The organism is uncultured Friedmanniella sp., from assembly GCF_964244005.1.
Classification (GTDB): Bacteria; Actinomycetota; Actinomycetes; order Propionibacteriales; family Propionibacteriaceae; genus Microlunatus.
Genome location: NZ_CAXTHG010000002.1, coordinates 34,308 through 51,919, shown reverse-complemented (window position 1 = coordinate 51,919; position 17,612 = coordinate 34,308). Strand labels below are relative to the sequence as shown.

Genomic DNA, 17,612 nt, shown 5'->3' with positions numbered 1-17,612 from the left:
CGTGGCGGCTCGCCCTGTGCCGGGTCGGGGATGGGTCTGTGGGCGCGCTGTACGTCTGTCGGCGACGCACCGAAGATGCCTGATCCTTGACATTCGCTCTCCGGACCGATGTGCTGCAACACATCACCCGCAAAGGCAAAGGAGCTTCCCACGGTGGTCGCAGTAGAACGCGAGTCTTCCCCACAGGCCCCCGCGCGAGGTGAGGTGGCCTTCACCGCGGTCGGGATCAAGAAGTACTACCCCGGAGTCAAGGCGCTCGACGGCGTCGACCTCGAGGGCTACCGCGGCGAGGTGCTCGCCGTCTGCGGGGCCAACGGCGCCGGCAAGTCGACGTTCGCCAAGCTGCTGGCCGGCGTGGACACCCCGACCGACGGCGAGATCACGGTGGCCGGTTATCCGCACCCCGTGCGCAACGCGGCCGAGGCGGAGCAGGCGGGGGTGCTGATGATGCACCAGGAGCCGCTGATCATCGACGACTTCACCGTCGGAGAGAACGTCTGGCTCTACAAGCTGCGGGAGGGACGCGACATCCGCCCCTGGGCTCAGAAGGTCGACACCAACTCTGCCGAGACCCGGAAGGTGCTCGCCGGTGTCGGGCTCGGCCACCTGAAGACCCGGGAGGTCGCCCGCGACCTCGGTCCCGGCCAGCGCCAGATGCTGTCCCTGACCCGGGCGGCCGTGACCACGCACAAGATCATGATCCTGGACGAGACCACGGCCTCGACCAGCGAGGAGCACTTCAACGACATCCTCGACCTGGTCCGGCGCGAGAAGGAGGCCGGCACCCACATCATGTTCGTCAGCCACCGGCTCAACGAGGTCTTCGCCATGGCCGACCGGATCGCGGTGCTGCGCAACGGCAAGCTGATCGACGTGGTCGACACCGCCAGCAGCAGTCCCGACGAGGTCACCACCTTGATGATCGGGCAGGCCCTGAAGGCCCTCGACCGGCCGGCGCCCGTCCAGGCCGACGCCAACACCGTGCCGGTGGTCGAGGTCAAGGACCTTCACGGCGGCACGGCCAAGGGCGTCTCGTTCGAGGTCCGGCCCGGGGAGATCGTCGGCCTGTACGGGCTGGTCGGCAGCGGCCGGTCGTCGGTGGCCCGGACGATCACCGGTCAGCGCCCCGCCGTCAGTGGCTCGATCAAGCTGCACGGCGAGGAGATCAGCCTGCCCACCCCGGGCTCCGCGGTGTCCAAGGGCATCGCCTACCTGACCGAGGACCGGCGGCTCGAGGGCTTCGTCAAGGACTTCGACAACGGCGAGAACATGAGCCTGGTCGTGCTGCCGAAGATGTCTTCCGGCGGGGTGGTCAAGAGCGCCGTGGAGAAGAAGCGCGTCCGCGAGCTGATCGATGAGTACCAGGTCAAGGGCGGCACCAAGACCTACACCCGGACGCTGAGCGGCGGTAACCAGCAAAAGGTCGTCGTGGCCAAGTGGATGGAGTCCGACCCGGAGTTCGTCGTGCTGGACGAGCCCACCAAGGGCATCGACGTCGGGGCCCGCTCCAACATCTACGAGATCATCCACGCCGTCGCCGCGCGGGGAAAGGGCGTCCTCGTGGTCTCCAGCGAGGCCGAAGAGCTGCTCTCGCTCTGTCACCGCATCCTCGTGATGCGCAACGGCCAGATCGTGGAGGAGTTCGACCCCGAGCAGGCTGACACCGACGACCTCATCCGCACCGCCCTCAGTCACACCGACTGATCCCCCGCACGCACCACCACGGCCCGCAGACTCAACGAGGAGCTCCTTCATGGCAACAACCGTCGCGCCACCCCCCTCCGTGCACGCCTACGAGGAGGACAACTCCCGAGGCAACGCCATCGGGGCCTGGCTCAAGGGACAGTACGCCCTCTATATCCTGGTCGCCCTGCTGCTGGTGGCGACCGTCACCCGCGGCTCGATCTTCTGGGGTGGCACCAACCTGACGAACCTGCTGCTGCAGATGTCGATCATCGGTGTGGTCGTGCTGGCCGAGCTGATCGTCGTGCTCACCGGTGGCATCGACATCAGCGTCGGCTCCGCCCTGGGCCTCGCCGCGGTCATCGCGGCCGGCCTGTTCCAGGGACCGTCGGTGCTGCTCGCGCTCGTCGTCGCCGTGGTCATCGGCGGCATCATCGGCGCGGTCAACGGGTGGCTCGTCGCGTTCCGCGGCCTGGAGCCGTTCATCGTGACCCTGGGCATGCTGGCCCTGGCGCGCGGCCTGGTCTACGCCTACGGCAACGGCATCCCGATCAACCCGGACGCCGCGTCGTCCTTCGCCAAGCTCGGCCAGACCACGATCATCGGGATCCCGGTGCTGGCCATCATCTGGCTGGCGATGGTGGTCCTCGTCGCCTTCCTGCTCTACCGCACCGTGTGGGGCCGCCGGGTCTACGCCATCGGCTCCAACATCGAGGCAGCCCGCAGCTCGGGCATCCCGGTCAAGACCACGCTCTGGTCGGTCTACATCCTGGCCGGTCTGCTCGTCGGGCTGGGCGGCTGGATCTTCCTGAGCCGCTTCGCGAGCGGCACCTCGACGGCCGGCAACCTCCTCGAGCTCGAGGCCATCGCCGCCGTCGTGATCGGGGGCGCGCGGCTGTCGGGCGGCTACGGCAAGGTCTTCGGCGCCGTCGTCGGCACGATCATCTTCGCGGTCATCGCCAACCTGCTCTCCCTGCTGAACGTCTCCACCTTCCTTCAGGACGCCTTCCGCGGCGCGCTGATCCTCGTCGCGGTCACGCTGGCCACGGTGCAGTTCAGCCGCAAGCGCAAGGCCGCCACGACCCCGGCGGCCAAGTGACCACGGGGCGGCGCTGGACGGCGCTCGGGGCGGCCGGTGCGGTTGGGGTGCTGCTGCTGAGCGCCTGCGGCCAGATCTATCCGTCGTCGACCCCGGCCCAGGGACCGGCCAACGGCGTCAAGCCCGACATCCACCAGGTCGTCGTCGGCTTCGCGCAGCAGCAGCTGCAGGCGCCTTACTTCGCCGCGATGCAGGTGCAGGCCCAGCAGATCGCCGACCAGCAGGGGTTCAAGATCCTCATCCAGGCGGCCAACAAGGACCCGGTCATCCAGATGAACCAGATGCAGGCAATGATGTCCCAGGGCGCCGACGTCATGATCGTCAACGCCACCAGTGTCAAGGGTCAGAAGCAGATGATGACCCAGATCGCCTCCAAGATCCCGGTCATCTACATCGACACCTCCGTCCCCGGTACCGGCACCACCAGCGTCCAGTCCGACAACCTGACCATCGGCCGCGAGTCGGGCAAGATCACGGCCAAGCGGTTCAAGGACATGGGCAAGACCAGCATCAAGATGGTCATCCTCACGGGCCCGGCGACCGATGAGTTCGTCGGCCCAGCCCGCCGGCAGGGTTTCCTGGACGGGCTCAAGGAGGGCGGCCTGCCGTACGAGATCAAGGCTGAGCAGCCCGGCGACTACGCCCAGGACAAGGGCCAGGTCGCGGCCGAGACCATGCTGGCGGGCAATCCGGACGTCGACCTGGTGCTGGGTCTGAACGACTCGATGGCCCTGGGGGCGTACAACGTCATCAACGGCAAGGAGCGGTACAAGAACGTCTACGTCGCCGCGTCCGCTGACGGTCAGAAGGAGGGCGAGGAGCTGATCAAGTCCGGCGGCTGCACCGGCAAGTACATCTCCACCGGCCTCAATTCTCCCTCGCTCGCCGCCGAGCAGGCGCTGCAGATCGCGGTCGACATCGCCACCGGCAAGAAGAAGCCGAGCGACTATCCCGAGCAGACCTTCACCAAGGCCGTCGGGATCGGCTGCGAGAACATCGACGAGTACTACGACCCGAACTCGGTCTTCTGAAGCTCCCTGGGAGTGTCGAAAGGGGTGCGTTCTAGGGTTGGTCGCATGAGCGCGGCATCAAAGCGGGTGGCGATCCTCGGGGCCGGGATGATCGGCGAGGTGCACCGGCGGGCGGCGCTGCTGGCGGGCGCGGAGGTCGTCGGCGTGATGGCCTCCAGCCCGGAGCGGTCGCGGGCGGTCGCTGGCGCCTGGGGGGTCGAGCACGCGTACGTCGACCTGGACCAGGTGGCCGCCAGCGGCGTCGACGCCGTGCACGTCTGTACGCCGAACGCCTCTCACGTGCCGTACGCGGTGCAGCTGCTGGAGGCCGGCATCCCGGTGCTCTGCGAGAAGCCGCTCGGCGTCAGCTTGGCGGAGGCCCAGCAGGCGGCGGCCGTCGCCGAGCGCACCGGGGTGGTCGCCACGATGCCCTTCGCCTACCGCTTCCACCCGATGGTGCGCGAGCTGCGGGCCCGGGTGGCCGGCGACGCGTTCGGCGCGGTGAACCTGGTGCACGGCAGCTATCTGCAGGACTGGCTGCTCGACCCGCAGGCCACCAGCTGGCGGGTCGACGCGGCCGCCGGCGGTCCGTCCCGGGCGTTCGGGGACGTTGGCTCGCACTGGTGCGACCTGGTCGAGTGGGTGACGGGCGACCGTATCGCCTCACTGGTGGCCACCACCTCGATCAGCATTCCGCAGCGACCGGCAGCGACGGCGGCAAGCTTCAGCGCCGCGGCGTCCGACGCCCCGCTGGTCGACGTGACCACCGAGGACAGTGCGCTCATTCTCTTCCGGACGGTGAATGACGTCGCCGGTTCGGCGGTGATCAGCCAGCTCAGCGCCGGCCGCAAGAACCGGCTCTGGGTCGAGGTGGACGGGATGAGCCAGAGCGCGGTCTTCGACCAGGAGCTCTCCGAGCAGCTGCTGCTCGGCGACGCCCAGGGTTTCCGCACGCTGGTCCGCGACCCCAACGCGGGCTCCGCCGAGCAGCGCCGGCTCGCCACCCTGCCGGCCGGTCACGTCCAGGGCTACGCCCAGTGCTTCGAGAGCTACGTCGCCGACTCCTACGCCGCGATCGACGCCGCCGCCGGGGTCGGTGAGCGGCCGGACGGGCTGCCGACCTTCGCCGACGGGGCTCGGGCGGCCGCGATCTGCGACGCGATGCTGAGGTCAGCCGCCACCCGGGCCTGGGTCGACGTTCCTGTGTTCACTTCTGCGGCGTAGTCGACGCATTTCTGCACACAGAATCCGACGCCGGTCGTGATCGGACTCGACAGCCCGGTGGAGCTGGTGGCGCCGACCCTGCTCGGGGCGTTGCTGCGGCACGGGGAGGTCACGGTCCGGGTGACCGAGGTCGAGGCGTACGGCGGCACCAGCGACCCGGCCTCGCACGCCTACCGCGGACCGACGGCGCGGACTCAGCCGATGTTCGGCCCGCCCGGCCGGCTCTACGTCTACTTCTCCTACGGCATGCACTGGGCCGCGAACGTCGTCTGCGGACCCGACGGCACCGCCGCGGGCTGCTTGCTGCGCGCCGGTGAGGTCGTCGAGGGCATCGGGCTGGCCCGGTCGCGCCGGGGACGCGCCACCGACCGCGACCTTGCTCGTGGTCCGGGCCGGCTCTGCCAGGCGCTGGCGCTGGGCGCCGAGCACCAGGGTGCCTCCGTGCTCGGCGACGGTCCGGTCACCCTCGAGCGGCACCCTCAGCCAGCGGCGGCCATCAGCACGGGTCCCCGGGTGGGGGTCTCGGTCGAGGCCGAACGACCCTGGCGGTTCTGGCTCACGGGCGACCGCTTCGTCTCCGCCTACAAGCGCAGCCCGCGAGCAGCTACGCGCTCTTGAGCTGCAGGTCGGCGTCGGCGAGGTGACCCGGCGAGGCGGGTGCCTTGGGCAGCACGAGGCCTTCCAGGTGGGAGACCGAGCTGGTGCCGTGAGTGATGGTGATCTCGATCGTGGGCTCGTCGAGGTCGGTCCGCAGCACCGCGACCCTGCGCGCGCGGCAGCGGGTGCAGCGGCTACGCGTGGTCTTGAACTGGCGGGCCGTCATGGCCTCGCGGACGGCCGGCCACCGGTGACCCTCCACCTCGCACTGCTCGAGATCTGCTTCGGCCGTCTGCTTGTGTGCACGCATGTGCTGTCCCCCCGTGTCGTCGGCCGCGCCGAGCCCATCCCGAGCTCTCCTTGCTGCTGCCGTCGCTTCCTACTCTGCGCCGGTACCGGCGGTGGGGGGCGGCCTCGTGATGCGGTCGTAACGTGCTCAGGCAACGTTCAGTTGAGGGGCTGCAGCGACGTGAGGATCGAGGGGACGTACTCGGCCACCGTGGGGTGGATCGGCAGCGAGTCCCGCAACGTGGGGTAGCGCACACCGGCCTGGATCGCCGTGCTCACGACCTGGATCACGTCGTCGGCCTGCAGGCCGAGGATCGTGGCGCCGATGATCTCCTCGGTGTCGGCATCCACGAGGATCCGCATCACGCCGATGGTCTCGCCCTCCAGGATCGCCCGGCTGACCCGGGACATCGGCACCTCCGCCGCGAGCACCCGCCGGCCGGACGCCCGGGCGTCGGCGCTGCTCATCCCGACCCGGCCGAGCGGCGGGTCGGTGAACATCGCGTACGTGGTGATCCGGCCGTCGGCGGTCCGCGGCGGCGCGAGCAGGATCTGGGAGTCCTGGTACGAGGTGTGGGTCCAGGCGCCGCGGCCGTTCACGTCGCCGAGCGCCCAGACCCCGGGCGCCGAGGTCTGGTAGCGGCCGTCCACGACGAAGAAGCCGTGGTCGTCGGTCTCCACACCGTGCTCGCCCAGCAGGTCGGAGTTGGACCGCCGGCCCACTGCCAGCAGCAGGTGGCTGCCCGTGACGGTGCGGCCGTCGGTCAGGGTCACCTCGACGCCGTCGCCGCCACCCGTCGGGGCGACGCTGGCGGTCCGCCCGTCGAGGACGCTGATGCCCTCGTCAGCGAACGTCTCGGTGAGGATCGCTCGGACGTCGGGATCTTCGCGTGCGGCGAGCCCGCCGCTCGCGATGATCGTGACCTGCGAGCCGAAACGGGCGAACATCTGGCCGAACTCGCACCCGAGGTAGCCCCCGCCCACGACGACCAGGTGCTCGGGCAGCTCGGTCAGGGCCAGCAGCCCGACCTCGGTGAGGTGGTCGACGGTGTCCAGCCCGGGCAGCGGTGGGACGGACGCGCGGGCCCCCACGTTCAGGTAGACCTGGCTGGAGGTCAGGGTGCGGCCCTCGACGGTGACCCGGTGGGCGGCGCCGCTCGGGTCGGCGAGCAGGGTGGCCCGGCCGTGCACCTGCTCCAGGTTGTCGATCCCGTCGAGGTAGTCGGCCAGCCCCTGGACCTGGTCCTCGACCAGCCGGTGCACCCGGGCCATCGCGGCGCCGAAGTCGACCGTCACCTCACCGGTGTGCACGCCGTACGCCGCCGCGCGCCTGGCCTGGTGGGCCACCACTCCGCTGGCCCGCAGCGCCTTCGTCGGCTTGCAGCCGTGGTTGAGGCAGGTGCCGCCGACCCGCTCCATCTCGACCAGGGCCACCCGGCGTCCCTGACCGGCGAGCGCCGCGGCCACGCCCGGTCCGGCCTGTCCAGCACCGACGACGATCGCGTCGTACTGGTCGGTGCCGCGTCCGGTCGTCGTGGTCATCGGAAGCCCCTCTCGTCGCCTTCTGCTCACAGTAGTTCGCGCGGGATTGGCCAAGCCGGTACGGGCGTGCCTAGACTCCCCGAACCAGAAGATCACGATTCGATCTCGACCAGGTACGGCTCGGGGGAGTGGGGTACGCGTGGTTCGAGCACGTCCGCGGCGGGCGCTCCGTCCGTCCATGGCCGGCCGCGTGCGTCGGATCGCCGTCCCGGGGCTGCTTGTCGGCCTCACCACCGCCGGCGTCGTCGGCATCGCCACGGGCGCGGAGTCGCCGCCGACCGTCGCCGCGGTCCCGGTGGCCGTTCCCGTCGCCGGTCCGACCTCGAGCCCCGTCCGCGAGCAGTCGACCAGCCGCAGCAACGCCGACCTCCGGCCGGCCCTGCCCACGTCCTCAGCCAGCCCCTCGGCTGCCGCCGAGTCAACGCCGACGACGGCGAAGAAGAAGGCGTCGAAGCCCAAGCCCAAGGCGCCGTCCCTGACGGTGGTCGACCACGAGTACACCCGGGTCGACCTCAACGTCCGTGCCAGGAACGACCCGGACTCCGAGCTCCTGACCGTCCTCAAGACCGGGAGCAAGCTGTCGGTGACCGCGACCGTCCGAGACGGTTGGCGCTACATCTCCTACCGCGGCGACGGCGCCTGGGTGAAGAACCAGTACCTGGTGGAGTCCAAGCCCAAGGCTGAGCCGGCCGGCATCTCTGCGGCTGCCTGCGTGGGCGGCTCCACGGTGGAGTCCGGGCTCACCCAGGACGCCATCCGGGTCCACCGCGCGATCTGTGCCCGCTACCCCGCCGTCACGTCCTACGGCGGCGTCCGGGCTGACTCCCTGCCCGAGCACCCGTCCGGCCGCGCGCTGGACGCGATGATCTCCGACTCCACCGTCGGCTGGCAGATCGCGAAGTGGGTCCGGGCGAACGCGAAGCAGCTCGGCGTCAGCGAGGTCCTCTACGACCGGCACATCTGGACGGTGCAGCGCTCCAGCGAGGGCTGGCGCACCTTCGCCGACCGGGGCTCGGCCACGGCCAACCACGAGGACCACGTCCACGTCTCCGTGTACGGCAGCTCCGGCGGCTGATGACTCTTCTCGGGGGCAATCTGCGCCCGTGACTTGTGAGGACACTGAGCGCGACCTAATATCCGACCATGATGGACAAGTACCAGATGGTGCTGGGCGCGATAGCGGTGTCCATCATGGTGCTCGTCCCCGTCCTCTGCGTGCTGAGCTATGACCTGCTCGCCGGCCGATGGGACGCGAGCCTCAAAGCCCGGCGCGAACGCCGCGAGCTGAACCGTGACCACCGACGCTCCGTGCGGGCCCTGCGTCGTCAAGCCGGGCTGCCGCTCGAGGACGTCGTGGCCAACTTGCGTCGGCTGCGGCTGGTCGTCGGTGACGACGCTCAACGCTCGGCCGCTCACCAGATGGGCAACCGGCTCGCCTACGACCGGCTGCTCACTCAGGCCTGCGAGATGCTCGACATCGAGCACGAGCTCGCGCACGAGACCGGCGGCATGGAACGCGACATCGAGCGGATCCGGATCGAGGCCGAGCTCGAGCGGGCCGGCGTCTACGTCACCGACCGTCACTTCGGCCAGGCGGCCTAGCGGTCAAGCCAGCCACTTCGGCGGCCAGTGCGCGGCGGAACGGGCTGAGGTCGGTCCAGGTACGGGACGGGTGCACGCGATTGGTCAGCAGCACCGCCACCAGGTCACGGTCCTCATCGACCACCAGCGACGTGCCGGTGAAACCCGTGTGTCCGTACGCGCGGCCGCGGCCCGCGAGCGCACCCAGGAACGTCGGGTCGTCGACCCGCCAGCCGAGACCGACCCCGAAGCCAGCCCCCAGACCCGGCGCCTGGTCGGTGACCATGGCGCGCGCCGAGCTGACGGCCAGCGGCAGCGGGGACGGGCGACCGGCCAGCCGGTCGAGCAGGCCGCGGCCGAACCCCAGCAGGTCGGCCGCCGTAGCGAAGAGTCCCGCGTTGCCGGCGACCCCGTCCCAGGAGGCCGCGTTCTCGTCGTGCACCACACCACGGGTGTCCGCCTCGTCCGGACTGACCAGGCTGCTCCAGCTGACCGGACGCACCTCGGTGGCCGCGATCCGGTCCCGTGGGATCCCGCGGTCGAGCGGCCGGTAGCCCAGCCCGGTCAGCTCAAGCGGGTCCGCCACCTCCCGCTGGACGACGACGTCCAGCGGGCCGGCGACCTGCTCGACGAGCAGCCCCAGCAGCAGGTAGCCGACGCAGGAATAGCGGTAGGTCGTCCCCGGTGCGTCGAGGAGCGGCGTGGCCAGCACCGCCCGCTGCCGCGCGCGGAGGTCGGACTGGTCGCGCCAGGCCCCGGTGTCCGCCGGCAGTCCGGCGGTGTGGCTGAGCAGCTGCCTGATCGTGACGTCGCGCCGGTCCTCGCCGCGGAGCTCCGGCAGCCGGCGGCACGCGGGCTCGTCGAGGTCGAGCAGGCCGCGCTCGACCAGGGTGAGCACCACCGTGGCCGTGACCAGCTTGGTGATCGACGCGAGGTCGTAGAGCGTGTCCGCGGCCACCGGAACCCGGACCGCCTCGGGCAGCGGGGTGCCGCTGGCGTCCGCGTACGCCCGCGTCACCCCGACGGTCCAGATCCGCCGATCGCCGGCGACGTCCAGGCCGAGCACCGCACCCGGGAAGAGCGGCCGTGGGCCGGTGCTCCCGCGGGCCAGCAGGGCGCCGAAGGTGTCCGCAGTCACCCGCTCAGGGTAGGGAATAGCGCTGCCCGGGCCAGGGTTGAGATGATAAGTTCGATATCGAAAGCTTCGAGGTCAAAGAGTCCTCGGGCGAACAACGAAGGAGCACCACCATGTCCCGCCTCGCGCAGGCCGTCCGTAGCCACCGTGAGATCAGCCGTACCCGGCGTGAGCTGTCCCGTGCGATCAGCAACGCCTCCACCCCCGCCCTCCGCGACGAGCTCATCATGGTCGCCCAGCGCTCCGGTGGACCGGGTTCGCTTCGCTGACTGACCTTCAGCGCCCGCCAGCCAGGGTGGCCAGCGCCGGGACGAGCAGGGCCGTCCCGATCGCGAGGCCCCCGAGGTTGAGCAGTCCGAAGACGCCGATCCACAGCCCCACCGGCAGCCTGGTGAGCCGGTGGAGCTGACCGGCGTCGGAGTGCGTCGCCCGGCCGGCCCGGTGCTGCCGCCCCAGCTCGAGCACGGGTTTGGGGGCGGCCAGCAGCAACAACCAGGTGAGCAGCGTGGCGACCGCCGTCTGTGTGGTCGGCGCCGCGTACCAGCTGAGCGCCGCCAGTCCCGCGCCGACCGCCACCACCAGGGCGAACCCGTACAGGTTGCGGATCTGCAGCAGCATCAGGGCCAGCAGCAGCACGAACGCCCAGAGCAGGCCGAGCGCGTGGCCGCTGAGCAGCAACGCGACCGCGCCCAGCCCGACCACCGCCGGACCGAGATAGCCGGCCAACAGCATCAGCACCATCCCGGGCCCAGCCGCCCGTCCGCTCGAGACGGTCAGCCCCGACGTGTCGGCGTGCAGCCGGATCCCGCGTAGCCGGCGACCGGCAAGCAGCGCCGCGACGGCGTGACCGCCCTCGTGCGTGATCGTGACCAGCAGCCGGGTGGCCCGCCACAAGGTGGGGTGCAGGACCGCGACCAGGGCGACCACCGCTGCGCCGACCACCAGCGCTGCGTCCGGCGCCGGCTGCTCGGACACCGCGCGCCGCCAGATCTCGGCCAGGACCGTCATTGCCCTCCTCAGCACGACGGCTCAGCCAAACAGAACCGTGGTGGGGCGGCGTGAGTTCCTGGTCCGCAGCACCACGACGGCGAGGATGACCAGCAGGGCGACCACCGCGGCGATTCGGACGGGGCCGGCGTAGGTCGCCACCGCGACCGCGACCAGCGCCCAGCAGGCCGTGAACGCAAAGCCGGCAACGGCGACGAGCCGGCCGACCGCGATCACTGACCCGACCGCGGCGATCAGCACCAGCAGCAGCGACAGCGCGGTCACCCAGCCCGCTCGCTCAGGCATCCCGAGCGAGCGGAACGTGGTGCCGAAGCCCGCGGCCGAGGCCAGCGTGGCCCAGCCCAGGTAGATCGTGATGGGCAGCCGGAGCGCCAGCTGTTCGGTCAGCCCGTCAGCCGGCCCGGTCGTGACCAACCGACGTGCAGCCATCGCGAGGAAGGCGACCAGCGCCAGGATGATCACCTGGGACAGCCAGATCGCGCCGCTCACGAAGACCGGTACCCAGAGCGTGCTCGCGGTGAAGGCCGCCACCAGCCACCAGCCCGTCCGGCGGTGCACCTCGCGCTCCCGTTGGCTCGGCAACGCCTGGTAGACCGCGAGGACGAGCGCCCCGAGGTAGATCAGCCCCCAGATCGCGAACGCGTAGCCCGCCGGCGTCACCGGGCTGCGGTTGTCGTCGCTGATCGCGCCCACGTCACCGCCGAGGGTCGCGCTCAGGCCACCGACGAGCACCTCCGCCACGGCGGTGACGACCACGGCTATGCTGCGGGTCCGATCCGAAAAAGCCATAGCTCGAGTGTGACCGACGCGTCTGACACTCAGCCACGACATGTCACAGTTACAAGCTCGCGTTGGTCCAGAGTGCGCTGCTGGTGCCGGTGAGGGTGGCGGCGAAGGCGACGGCCTGTGCGTCGGTCAGGCCGCTGACGAAGTCCACGATGCCGCGGCCGCGACCCATCCGGGCGACCTCGGCGTCGGAGGTGCGGGCGTCCAGCCACTCCGGGTGGGCGGCAGCGATCCGTTCGTAGCCGTAGGTGGCGGAGTTGACCAGGTCGAGCAGCCGGTGCGGGGCGCGGGCGGCGTCGCTGCGGTCGGAGAGCCAGTGGTCGAAGCCGGTGACCAGGTGCCGGATGGTCTGTTCCTGGCCGCGTTGGAACATGGCGAGGTCGGGCCGGTCGAGGATGAAGTAGGAGTTGACGAACTTCAGCACCGACACCTCGTGCCAGGTCTGGCCGCTCATCCGCACGTAGCCCGACCGTACGGGCGGGTCGGGGTCGAGCGTGACCGAGCCGACGAGGTGGTCGATCCAGCGGGAGACGAAGGCCGAGATGGCCCGGTCGGAGACCATCGACCCGTCGTACGGCGTGGCCAGCACACCGTCGACGAACTCGTCGCCGACCAGGGCGACGGCGGCGATGAAGGTCGGCTCGTCGAACATCCAGGCGTCCCCTTCCTGCAGCCGGCGCCGCAGTCGCTCGAGACCGGCGCCCGGTTCGCGGCCCACGGCGGCGAGCCCACGTGGCTCGAGGGCGGCGAGCGCCCGGCGGTCGGCCAGCCAGGTGCGGAACTCCCCCGACACCGGGGAGAACTGCAGGACGCCCGAGCGGTGGAAGTCCTCGACGTCATGGAGTGAGTAGGCGATGTCGTCGGCCAGGTCCATCACCGAACACTCCAGCGTCTGCCGGCCGGGCGGCAGGTCGGGAAAGGCGCTCAGCGCGTCCAGCATCTCGGGCAGGTCGATCAGATAGCTGGAGAACTTGGCCGCGCCGGTGCCTCCGCTGCCGTGCCCGGCACCGCGGGGCGGGTCCGGCCAGTCGGTGGGGTGCGGGTCGGGGTGGTGAAAGCGGGCCCACGGGTACTTCAGGACGGCGGCGCGAACGGCGGCGGTGAGGTTGAGCCCGTTGTCGCCGGGACCCAGCACCTCGAGCTCGGAGAGGATCCGGAAGGTCTGCGCGTTGCCCTCGAAGCCGTCGGTCAGCCCGAACCGGTCGCGGGCCAGCCGGTCGAGCGCACGCTCGCCCAGGTGCCCGAACGGGGGATGGCCGAGGTCGTGGGCGCCGGCGGCGGCCTGGACGACGACGTGGTCGAGACCGCCCATCGCGCGCAGCTGGTCGCGGTCCTCGGTGCGCAGCAGCCGGACGGCGATCGCCCGGGCGACGGCGGTGACCTTCAGGGTGTGGGTCAGCCGGTTGTGCACCACGCCGTTGGTCGCGCCGGCCGAGACCACCTGGGTGACCTCGGCGAGCCGGGAGAACGACTGGGCAAAGCGGATGCGTTCCAGATCGGTCCGGAACTCCGACTCGCCGGGCGCGTTCGGGTGCTCCGGCTCCGGCCACGCGCGCTCAAGACGGGGGTCCATGACCGTCAAGGTATGCCAGATCGGGCCTGCTCAGTGGGCGGCAGTCCGACCGATGAGGTCGCTGAGCAGGGCGTGCAGCGCCTGCAGCTCGTCAACCGACATGCCCAGCTGCGCCATCATCGCCGGCGGGATGGCCAGCGCACCCGCGCGCAGGGCGCGGCCCTCGTCGGTGAGGGTGACGTCCAGGGTGCGTTCGTCGTCGGCCCGGCGTCCCCGGCGGACGTAGCCAAGCCCCTCGAGCCGCTTCACCAGCGGTGAGAGGGTCGCCGGCTCGAGCGAGACCAGCTCGCCCAGCTGGCGCAGCGAGAGCGGTTCGTGCTGCCAGAGAGCGAGCATCACCAGGTACTGCGGGTGGGTGAGGCCCATCGGCTCCAGCAACGGCCGGTACTCCGCGATCACCCGCCGCGACGCCACCGCCAGCGCAAAGCAGACCTGGCTCTGCAGGGCGAGCGGGTCGACGGGGGCTGCTGCGGTCACGTCTGCACTGTACGGTAGGCTAATGGTTAGTACACGAAACATACGTGGACTGATCTTTCGACGAGGAGGAGCAACGATGGAGAAGATCCGCAGGGACGAGCGGTACGGCTGGTTCTGGCGCTTTCGCTGGAACGTCGAGTACGCGTTGATGCACGTCTACGGTCCCGCCGACCTGGATGAGGCGCGCGACCCGCGGGCCCAGATGCGCCGCGACCGAGACCGGCGCAAGGCCGCGCACGAGGCGCGGCGCTCGCTCAGTAGGCTGCCGGGGAACTGACCAGGCGAGCGAGACGAGGGCTTTGATGAGCGCACCGGTAGACCCGACCAGCACCGCCGCGTGGCAGGGGCTGACCGCCGCGCGCGACGGCTTCGCGCCAGACCTGCGCGCCTGGTTCGCCGACGACCCGGGCCGCGCCGAGCGCCTCAGCTTCACCGCGGGTGACCTGTTCGTCGATCTGTCCAAGAACCTGGTCGACGAGACGGTGCTGACCCACCTGCTCGAGCTGGCCGAGCAGGTCGGGCTGCCCGAGCGGCGGGCCGCGATGTTCGCCGGCGAGCACATCAACGTCACCGAGGACCGGGCCGTGCTGCACACCGCACTGCGAGCGCCCGCCGGAGCGAGCCTGGAGGTGGACGGTGTGGACGTCGTGCCTCAGGTGCACGAGGTGCTCGACAAGGTGTACGCCTTCGCCGACAAGGTGCGCAGCGGCGAGTGGGTCGGGGTCACGGGCAGGCGGATCGAGACCGTGGTCAACATCGGCATCGGCGGCTCCGACCTCGGTCCGGTGATGGTCTATGAGGCCCTGCTGCCGTACGTGCAGGAGGGGTTGAGCTGCCGGTTCGTCTCCAACATCGACCCGACCGACGTCGCCGAGGCGACCAAGGACCTCGACCCGGAGACGACGCTGGTCATCGTCGCGTCCAAGACCTTCACCACGCTGGAGACCCTGACCAACGCACGGCTCGCGCGCACCTGGCTGCTGGACGGGCTGCGGTCCTCGGGCGCGCTGGCCGAGGGCGAGGACGCGGCGCGCGACGCCGTCGCCAAGCACTTCGTGGCCGTCTCCACCGCCTTGGAGAAGGTGGCCGACTTCGGCATCGACCCGGCCAACGCGTTCGGCTTCTGGGACTGGGTGGGCGGCCGCTACTCGGTCGACTCCGCCATCGGCACCTCCGTCGCCGTGGCGATCGGGCCGGAGAGCTTTGCGAGCTTCCTCGATGGGTTCCACGCGATCGACACGCACTTCGTGGAGGCGGCGCCGGCGGAGAACGTGCCGCTGCTGATGGGGCTGCTGAACGTCTGGTACAACAACTTCTTCGACGCCCAGACCCACGCCGTGCTGCCGTACGCGCAGTACCTGCACCGCTTCCCGGCGTACCTGCAGCAGCTGACGATGGAGTCCAACGGCAAGGGCGTCCGCTACGACGGGTCGCCGGTGACCACGCCGACCGGTGAGGTGTTCTGGGGTGAACCGGGCACCAACGGCCAGCACGCGTTCTACCAGCTGATCCACCAGGGCACCCGGGTCATCCCGGCCGACTTCATCGCCGTGGCCAACCCGGCCCATCCGCTCAGTGACGGCGGCGCCGACGTGCACGCGCTGTTCCTGGCGAACTTCTTCGCCCAGACCGCCGCGCTGGCGTTCGGCAAGACGGCGGAGGAAGTTCGGGCGGAGGGGACGGCCGAGGCCATCGTCCCGGCCCGCGTCTTCACCGGCAACCGGCCGACGACCTCGATCTTCGCCCCTGCGCTGACCCCGTCGGTGGTCGGCCAGCTGATCGCCCTGTACGAGCACATCACCTTCGTCCAGGGCGTCGTCTGGGGCATCGACAGCTTCGACCAGTGGGGCGTCGAGCTGGGCAAGCAGCTGGCCCAGCAGGTCACTCCCGCGGTGAACGGCGACGCGGACGCCCTGGCCAAGCAGGACCCCTCCACCCGCTCCCTGATCGGCTGGTACCAGGCGCACCGGAACTAATTGCTGGAAGATCTGGGTCTCGCCGGCCCGTTAGCCCGGCGCTCTCAGCAGTTAGTTGGCGCTGGCTCAGGTGGGCTGTGGACAAGTCCGACCGGTCCAGAAAGGTGCTCACACTGCTGCTGTGCAGGTGAGCCGGGGACAGCGACCGGGGGCGGGTTGGACGCGGGTGGGCTACGGCCTCTACCTCAACCGTCCTCCGCTTGCCTGCGCTCAGCGCGATGTGCTGCTCGCCTGGGGGTCCCTCCTGCCCACGACTGCGGTCTTCACCCACCTCACCGCCGCTGAAGTCCGCGGCTGGTGGCTGCCCTCGCCGGCCTCGCACCCGGTGCAGATCGCGGTCGGTCCGGGCGAGCGGCACCCGCAACGATCCGGTCTCGCCGTCACCCGATTGGGACGATCGCCGCTGGTCGAGTACGTGGACGGGCTGCCGCTGGCGACCGCCGCGGAGACGTTGCTGGCGCTGTCTCGCGACTTCGGTGTGCTGGACCTCGTGGCGCTGGCGGACTCGGCGCTCCGCACGGGCGACTGCACGCTCGATGAGCTGTCGGAGGCCGCTAGGCAACGACGCCGCGGTGCGCCTCGGTTGCGGGAGGTGCTGCCCCTCCTCGACCCGCGCAGCGAGTCCCCCTGGGAGTCGATCATGCGCACCCTGCACCGGGCGGCGGGGATCGAGGTCGAGCCTCAGTACGAGATCTTCGACGCCAACCGTCGCTTCGTCGCCCGGGCAGACCTGTGGCTGGTCGGCACCCGGCGCCTGCACGAGTACGACGGCGAGGTCCACCGCGACCTTGGGACGCACCGCCGTGACCTCAGCCGGGAACGACGGTTGGTGGACACAGGCTGGCAGCGGCACGGGTACACCGCCGCAGAAGTGCTCCGTGGCGGCGGACCCATCATCGCTTCCGTTGATGCGCTGTTCGGGCGGTGCTGGGATCCTGATCGGCTGGCCCGGTGGCGCGCCCTCGTGCGCGCGTCGTCCTACGGCCAGTAACTGCTGGGAGACCGCCTGCTTCGAGGCCGCGGAAGCCCGGATCTCCCAGCAATTACTTTGGCGTCAGAGCTCCGGGCCTGTGGACCGGAGCTTGTCGACCTCCTGCATGGCTGTCCGCAGGTCGGCGAGCCAGCTGTCGGCGTGCTCGCCGACGAGATTGACCGCCCAGGACAGCGCCTCAGAACGGGAGCGGGCAACGCCGGCGTCGACGAGGGTGTCGAGCACCTGCCGCTCGGGCTGCCGCAACCGGGTCATCACCGGCACCGAGACGTTGGTGAACAGGGTGTCGACCTCGCCGAACCGAGCACCCCAGGAGACTTTGCGGCCGTAGCGCGCCTCGGCCTCCTCGGCGATGTGGATCCGGGTCCCGCGGGTCTCAGCGCGGAAGCGCGAGATGCGTCCCTCGGCGGTCGCCCGGTCGGGCGCCGGGTCGTCGGCCAGCGTGCCGACGACGGTGATCTCCTCGCGGTCCACTGACACCGTGACGTCAGAGAACCAGTCCTTCGGCAGCCGCCCCTCGAACCAGGCGGGGGCGTCGTCAGCGGGTGGGGAGTCCACGTTCTGCCAGCCTCCCGGTCGTCCGAAACCGCGGCCGCGCGGTCCGCGACGACCCCGACCCGGCCCCGGTCCGTCGCCTTCGTC

Annotated in this window: 19 protein-coding genes; 11 read left to right on the top strand and 8 right to left on the bottom strand. The window is 70.6% G+C overall.

Features of this window, described 5'->3' with window-relative positions:
* Positions 1 to 153 precede the first annotated feature (153 nt).
* From ACFE76_RS01580 to ACFE76_RS01560, 5 genes are read left to right on the top strand one after another with little or no spacing between them, the layout of a single operon-like run.
* Positions 154 to 1,704: a sugar ABC transporter ATP-binding protein gene (locus ACFE76_RS01580; protein ID WP_375429978.1), complete on the top strand. Its 1,551-nt coding sequence runs from the start codon at positions 154 to 156 to the stop codon at positions 1,702 to 1,704.
* A 49-nt stretch (positions 1,705 to 1,753) separates the two neighbouring features.
* Positions 1,754 to 2,782, top strand: a complete 1,029-nt coding sequence (locus ACFE76_RS01575; RefSeq protein WP_375429977.1) for an ABC transporter permease — start codon at positions 1,754 to 1,756, stop codon at positions 2,780 to 2,782.
* Positions 2,779 to 3,813, top strand: coding sequence for a substrate-binding domain-containing protein (locus ACFE76_RS01570; protein WP_375429976.1), 1,035 nt, complete (start codon positions 2,779 to 2,781; stop codon positions 3,811 to 3,813). Before ACFE76_RS01575 ends, ACFE76_RS01570 begins: the two co-directional genes overlap by 4 nt.
* A 45-nt stretch (positions 3,814 to 3,858) precedes the next feature.
* Entirely contained in the window at positions 3,859 to 5,016 is a 1,158-nt protein-coding gene (locus ACFE76_RS01565; RefSeq protein ID WP_375429975.1) for a Gfo/Idh/MocA family protein, read from the top strand.
* A gap of 36 nt (positions 5,017 to 5,052) precedes the next feature.
* Positions 5,053 to 5,634, top strand: a complete 582-nt coding sequence (locus ACFE76_RS01560; RefSeq protein ID WP_375429974.1) for a DNA-3-methyladenine glycosylase — start codon at positions 5,053 to 5,055, stop codon at positions 5,632 to 5,634.
* Here ACFE76_RS01560 and ACFE76_RS01555 read toward each other — a convergent pair.
* Positions 5,621 to 5,923 carry a hypothetical protein gene (locus ACFE76_RS01555; protein WP_375429973.1) on the bottom strand — a complete coding sequence of 101 codons (303 nt, stop codon included), beginning with the start codon at positions 5,921 to 5,923 and terminating at the stop codon, positions 5,621 to 5,623. The genes ACFE76_RS01560 and ACFE76_RS01555 overlap by 14 nt on opposite strands.
* A 137-nt stretch (positions 5,924 to 6,060) precedes the next feature.
* Positions 6,061 to 7,443, bottom strand: a complete 1,383-nt coding sequence (locus ACFE76_RS01550) for a mercuric reductase (RefSeq protein WP_375429972.1) — start codon at positions 7,441 to 7,443, stop codon at positions 6,061 to 6,063.
* A 178-nt stretch (positions 7,444 to 7,621) separates the two neighbouring features.
* Here ACFE76_RS01550 and ACFE76_RS01545 point away from each other — a divergent pair, with 178 nt between their 5' ends.
* Entirely contained in the window at positions 7,622 to 8,518 is an 897-nt protein-coding gene (locus tag ACFE76_RS01545) for an SH3 domain-containing protein (protein WP_375429971.1), read from the top strand.
* Positions 8,519 to 8,586: 68 nt separating this feature from the next.
* Complete coding sequence (locus ACFE76_RS01540) at positions 8,587 to 9,045, top strand: hypothetical protein (RefSeq protein WP_375429970.1); 459 nt, start codon at positions 8,587 to 8,589, stop codon at positions 9,043 to 9,045.
* On the opposite strand, the gene ACFE76_RS01535 is transcribed toward ACFE76_RS01540, so the two are convergent.
* The gene (locus ACFE76_RS01535; RefSeq protein WP_375429969.1) at positions 9,014 to 10,162 is read right to left on the bottom strand and encodes a serine hydrolase domain-containing protein; all 1,149 of its coding nucleotides are present in this window, start codon (positions 10,160 to 10,162) and stop codon (positions 9,014 to 9,016) included. The two genes, ACFE76_RS01540 and ACFE76_RS01535, sit on opposite strands and share 32 nt — an antisense overlap.
* Positions 10,163 to 10,272: 110 nt before the next feature.
* Here ACFE76_RS01535 and ACFE76_RS01530 point away from each other — a divergent pair, with 110 nt between their 5' ends.
* Positions 10,273 to 10,428, top strand: coding sequence for a hypothetical protein (locus ACFE76_RS01530; RefSeq protein ID WP_375429968.1), 156 nt, complete (start codon positions 10,273 to 10,275; stop codon positions 10,426 to 10,428).
* Positions 10,429 to 10,435: 7 nt separating this feature from the next.
* Here ACFE76_RS01530 and ACFE76_RS01525 read toward each other — a convergent pair whose 3' ends face one another.
* From ACFE76_RS01525 to ACFE76_RS01510, 4 genes are read right to left on the bottom strand one after another with little or no spacing between them, the layout of a single operon-like run.
* Complete coding sequence (locus tag ACFE76_RS01525) at positions 10,436 to 11,167, bottom strand: M50 family metallopeptidase (protein WP_375429967.1); 732 nt, start codon at positions 11,165 to 11,167, stop codon at positions 10,436 to 10,438.
* A gap of 21 nt (positions 11,168 to 11,188) precedes the next feature.
* The gene (locus ACFE76_RS01520) at positions 11,189 to 11,956 is read right to left on the bottom strand and encodes a hypothetical protein (RefSeq protein WP_375429966.1); all 768 of its coding nucleotides are present in this window, start codon (positions 11,954 to 11,956) and stop codon (positions 11,189 to 11,191) included.
* Positions 11,957 to 12,005: 49 nt separating this feature from the next.
* Positions 12,006 to 13,526, bottom strand: a complete 1,521-nt coding sequence (locus tag ACFE76_RS01515; protein WP_375429965.1) for a deoxyguanosinetriphosphate triphosphohydrolase family protein — start codon at positions 13,524 to 13,526, stop codon at positions 12,006 to 12,008.
* A 30-nt stretch (positions 13,527 to 13,556) separates the two neighbouring features.
* Positions 13,557 to 14,003 carry a MarR family winged helix-turn-helix transcriptional regulator gene (locus ACFE76_RS01510; RefSeq protein ID WP_375429964.1) on the bottom strand — a complete coding sequence of 149 codons (447 nt, stop codon included), beginning with the start codon at positions 14,001 to 14,003 and terminating at the stop codon, positions 13,557 to 13,559.
* A 76-nt stretch (positions 14,004 to 14,079) separates the two neighbouring features.
* On the opposite strand from ACFE76_RS01510, the gene ACFE76_RS01505 reads away from it, so the two are divergent.
* The 3 genes from ACFE76_RS01505 to ACFE76_RS01495 all read left to right on the top strand — a co-directional run bounded on the left by ACFE76_RS01505 (position 14,080) and on the right by ACFE76_RS01495 (position 16,970).
* On the top strand, positions 14,080 to 14,280 hold the full coding sequence (locus tag ACFE76_RS01505; RefSeq protein WP_375429963.1) for a hypothetical protein: 201 nt from the start codon (positions 14,080 to 14,082) through the stop codon (positions 14,278 to 14,280).
* Between the two features lie 25 nt (positions 14,281 to 14,305).
* Complete coding sequence (pgi, locus tag ACFE76_RS01500) at positions 14,306 to 15,979, top strand: glucose-6-phosphate isomerase (RefSeq protein ID WP_375429962.1); 1,674 nt, start codon at positions 14,306 to 14,308, stop codon at positions 15,977 to 15,979.
* Positions 15,980 to 16,100: 121 nt separating this feature from the next.
* Complete coding sequence (locus ACFE76_RS01495; RefSeq protein WP_375429961.1) at positions 16,101 to 16,970, top strand: hypothetical protein; 870 nt, start codon at positions 16,101 to 16,103, stop codon at positions 16,968 to 16,970.
* A gap of 63 nt (positions 16,971 to 17,033) precedes the next feature.
* Here the strand turns inward: ACFE76_RS01495 and ACFE76_RS01490 are convergent, their stop codons facing one another.
* Positions 17,034 to 17,528, bottom strand: a complete 495-nt coding sequence (locus ACFE76_RS01490) for a hypothetical protein (RefSeq protein ID WP_375429960.1) — start codon at positions 17,526 to 17,528, stop codon at positions 17,034 to 17,036.
* Between the last annotated feature and the right edge of the window lie 84 nt (positions 17,529 to 17,612).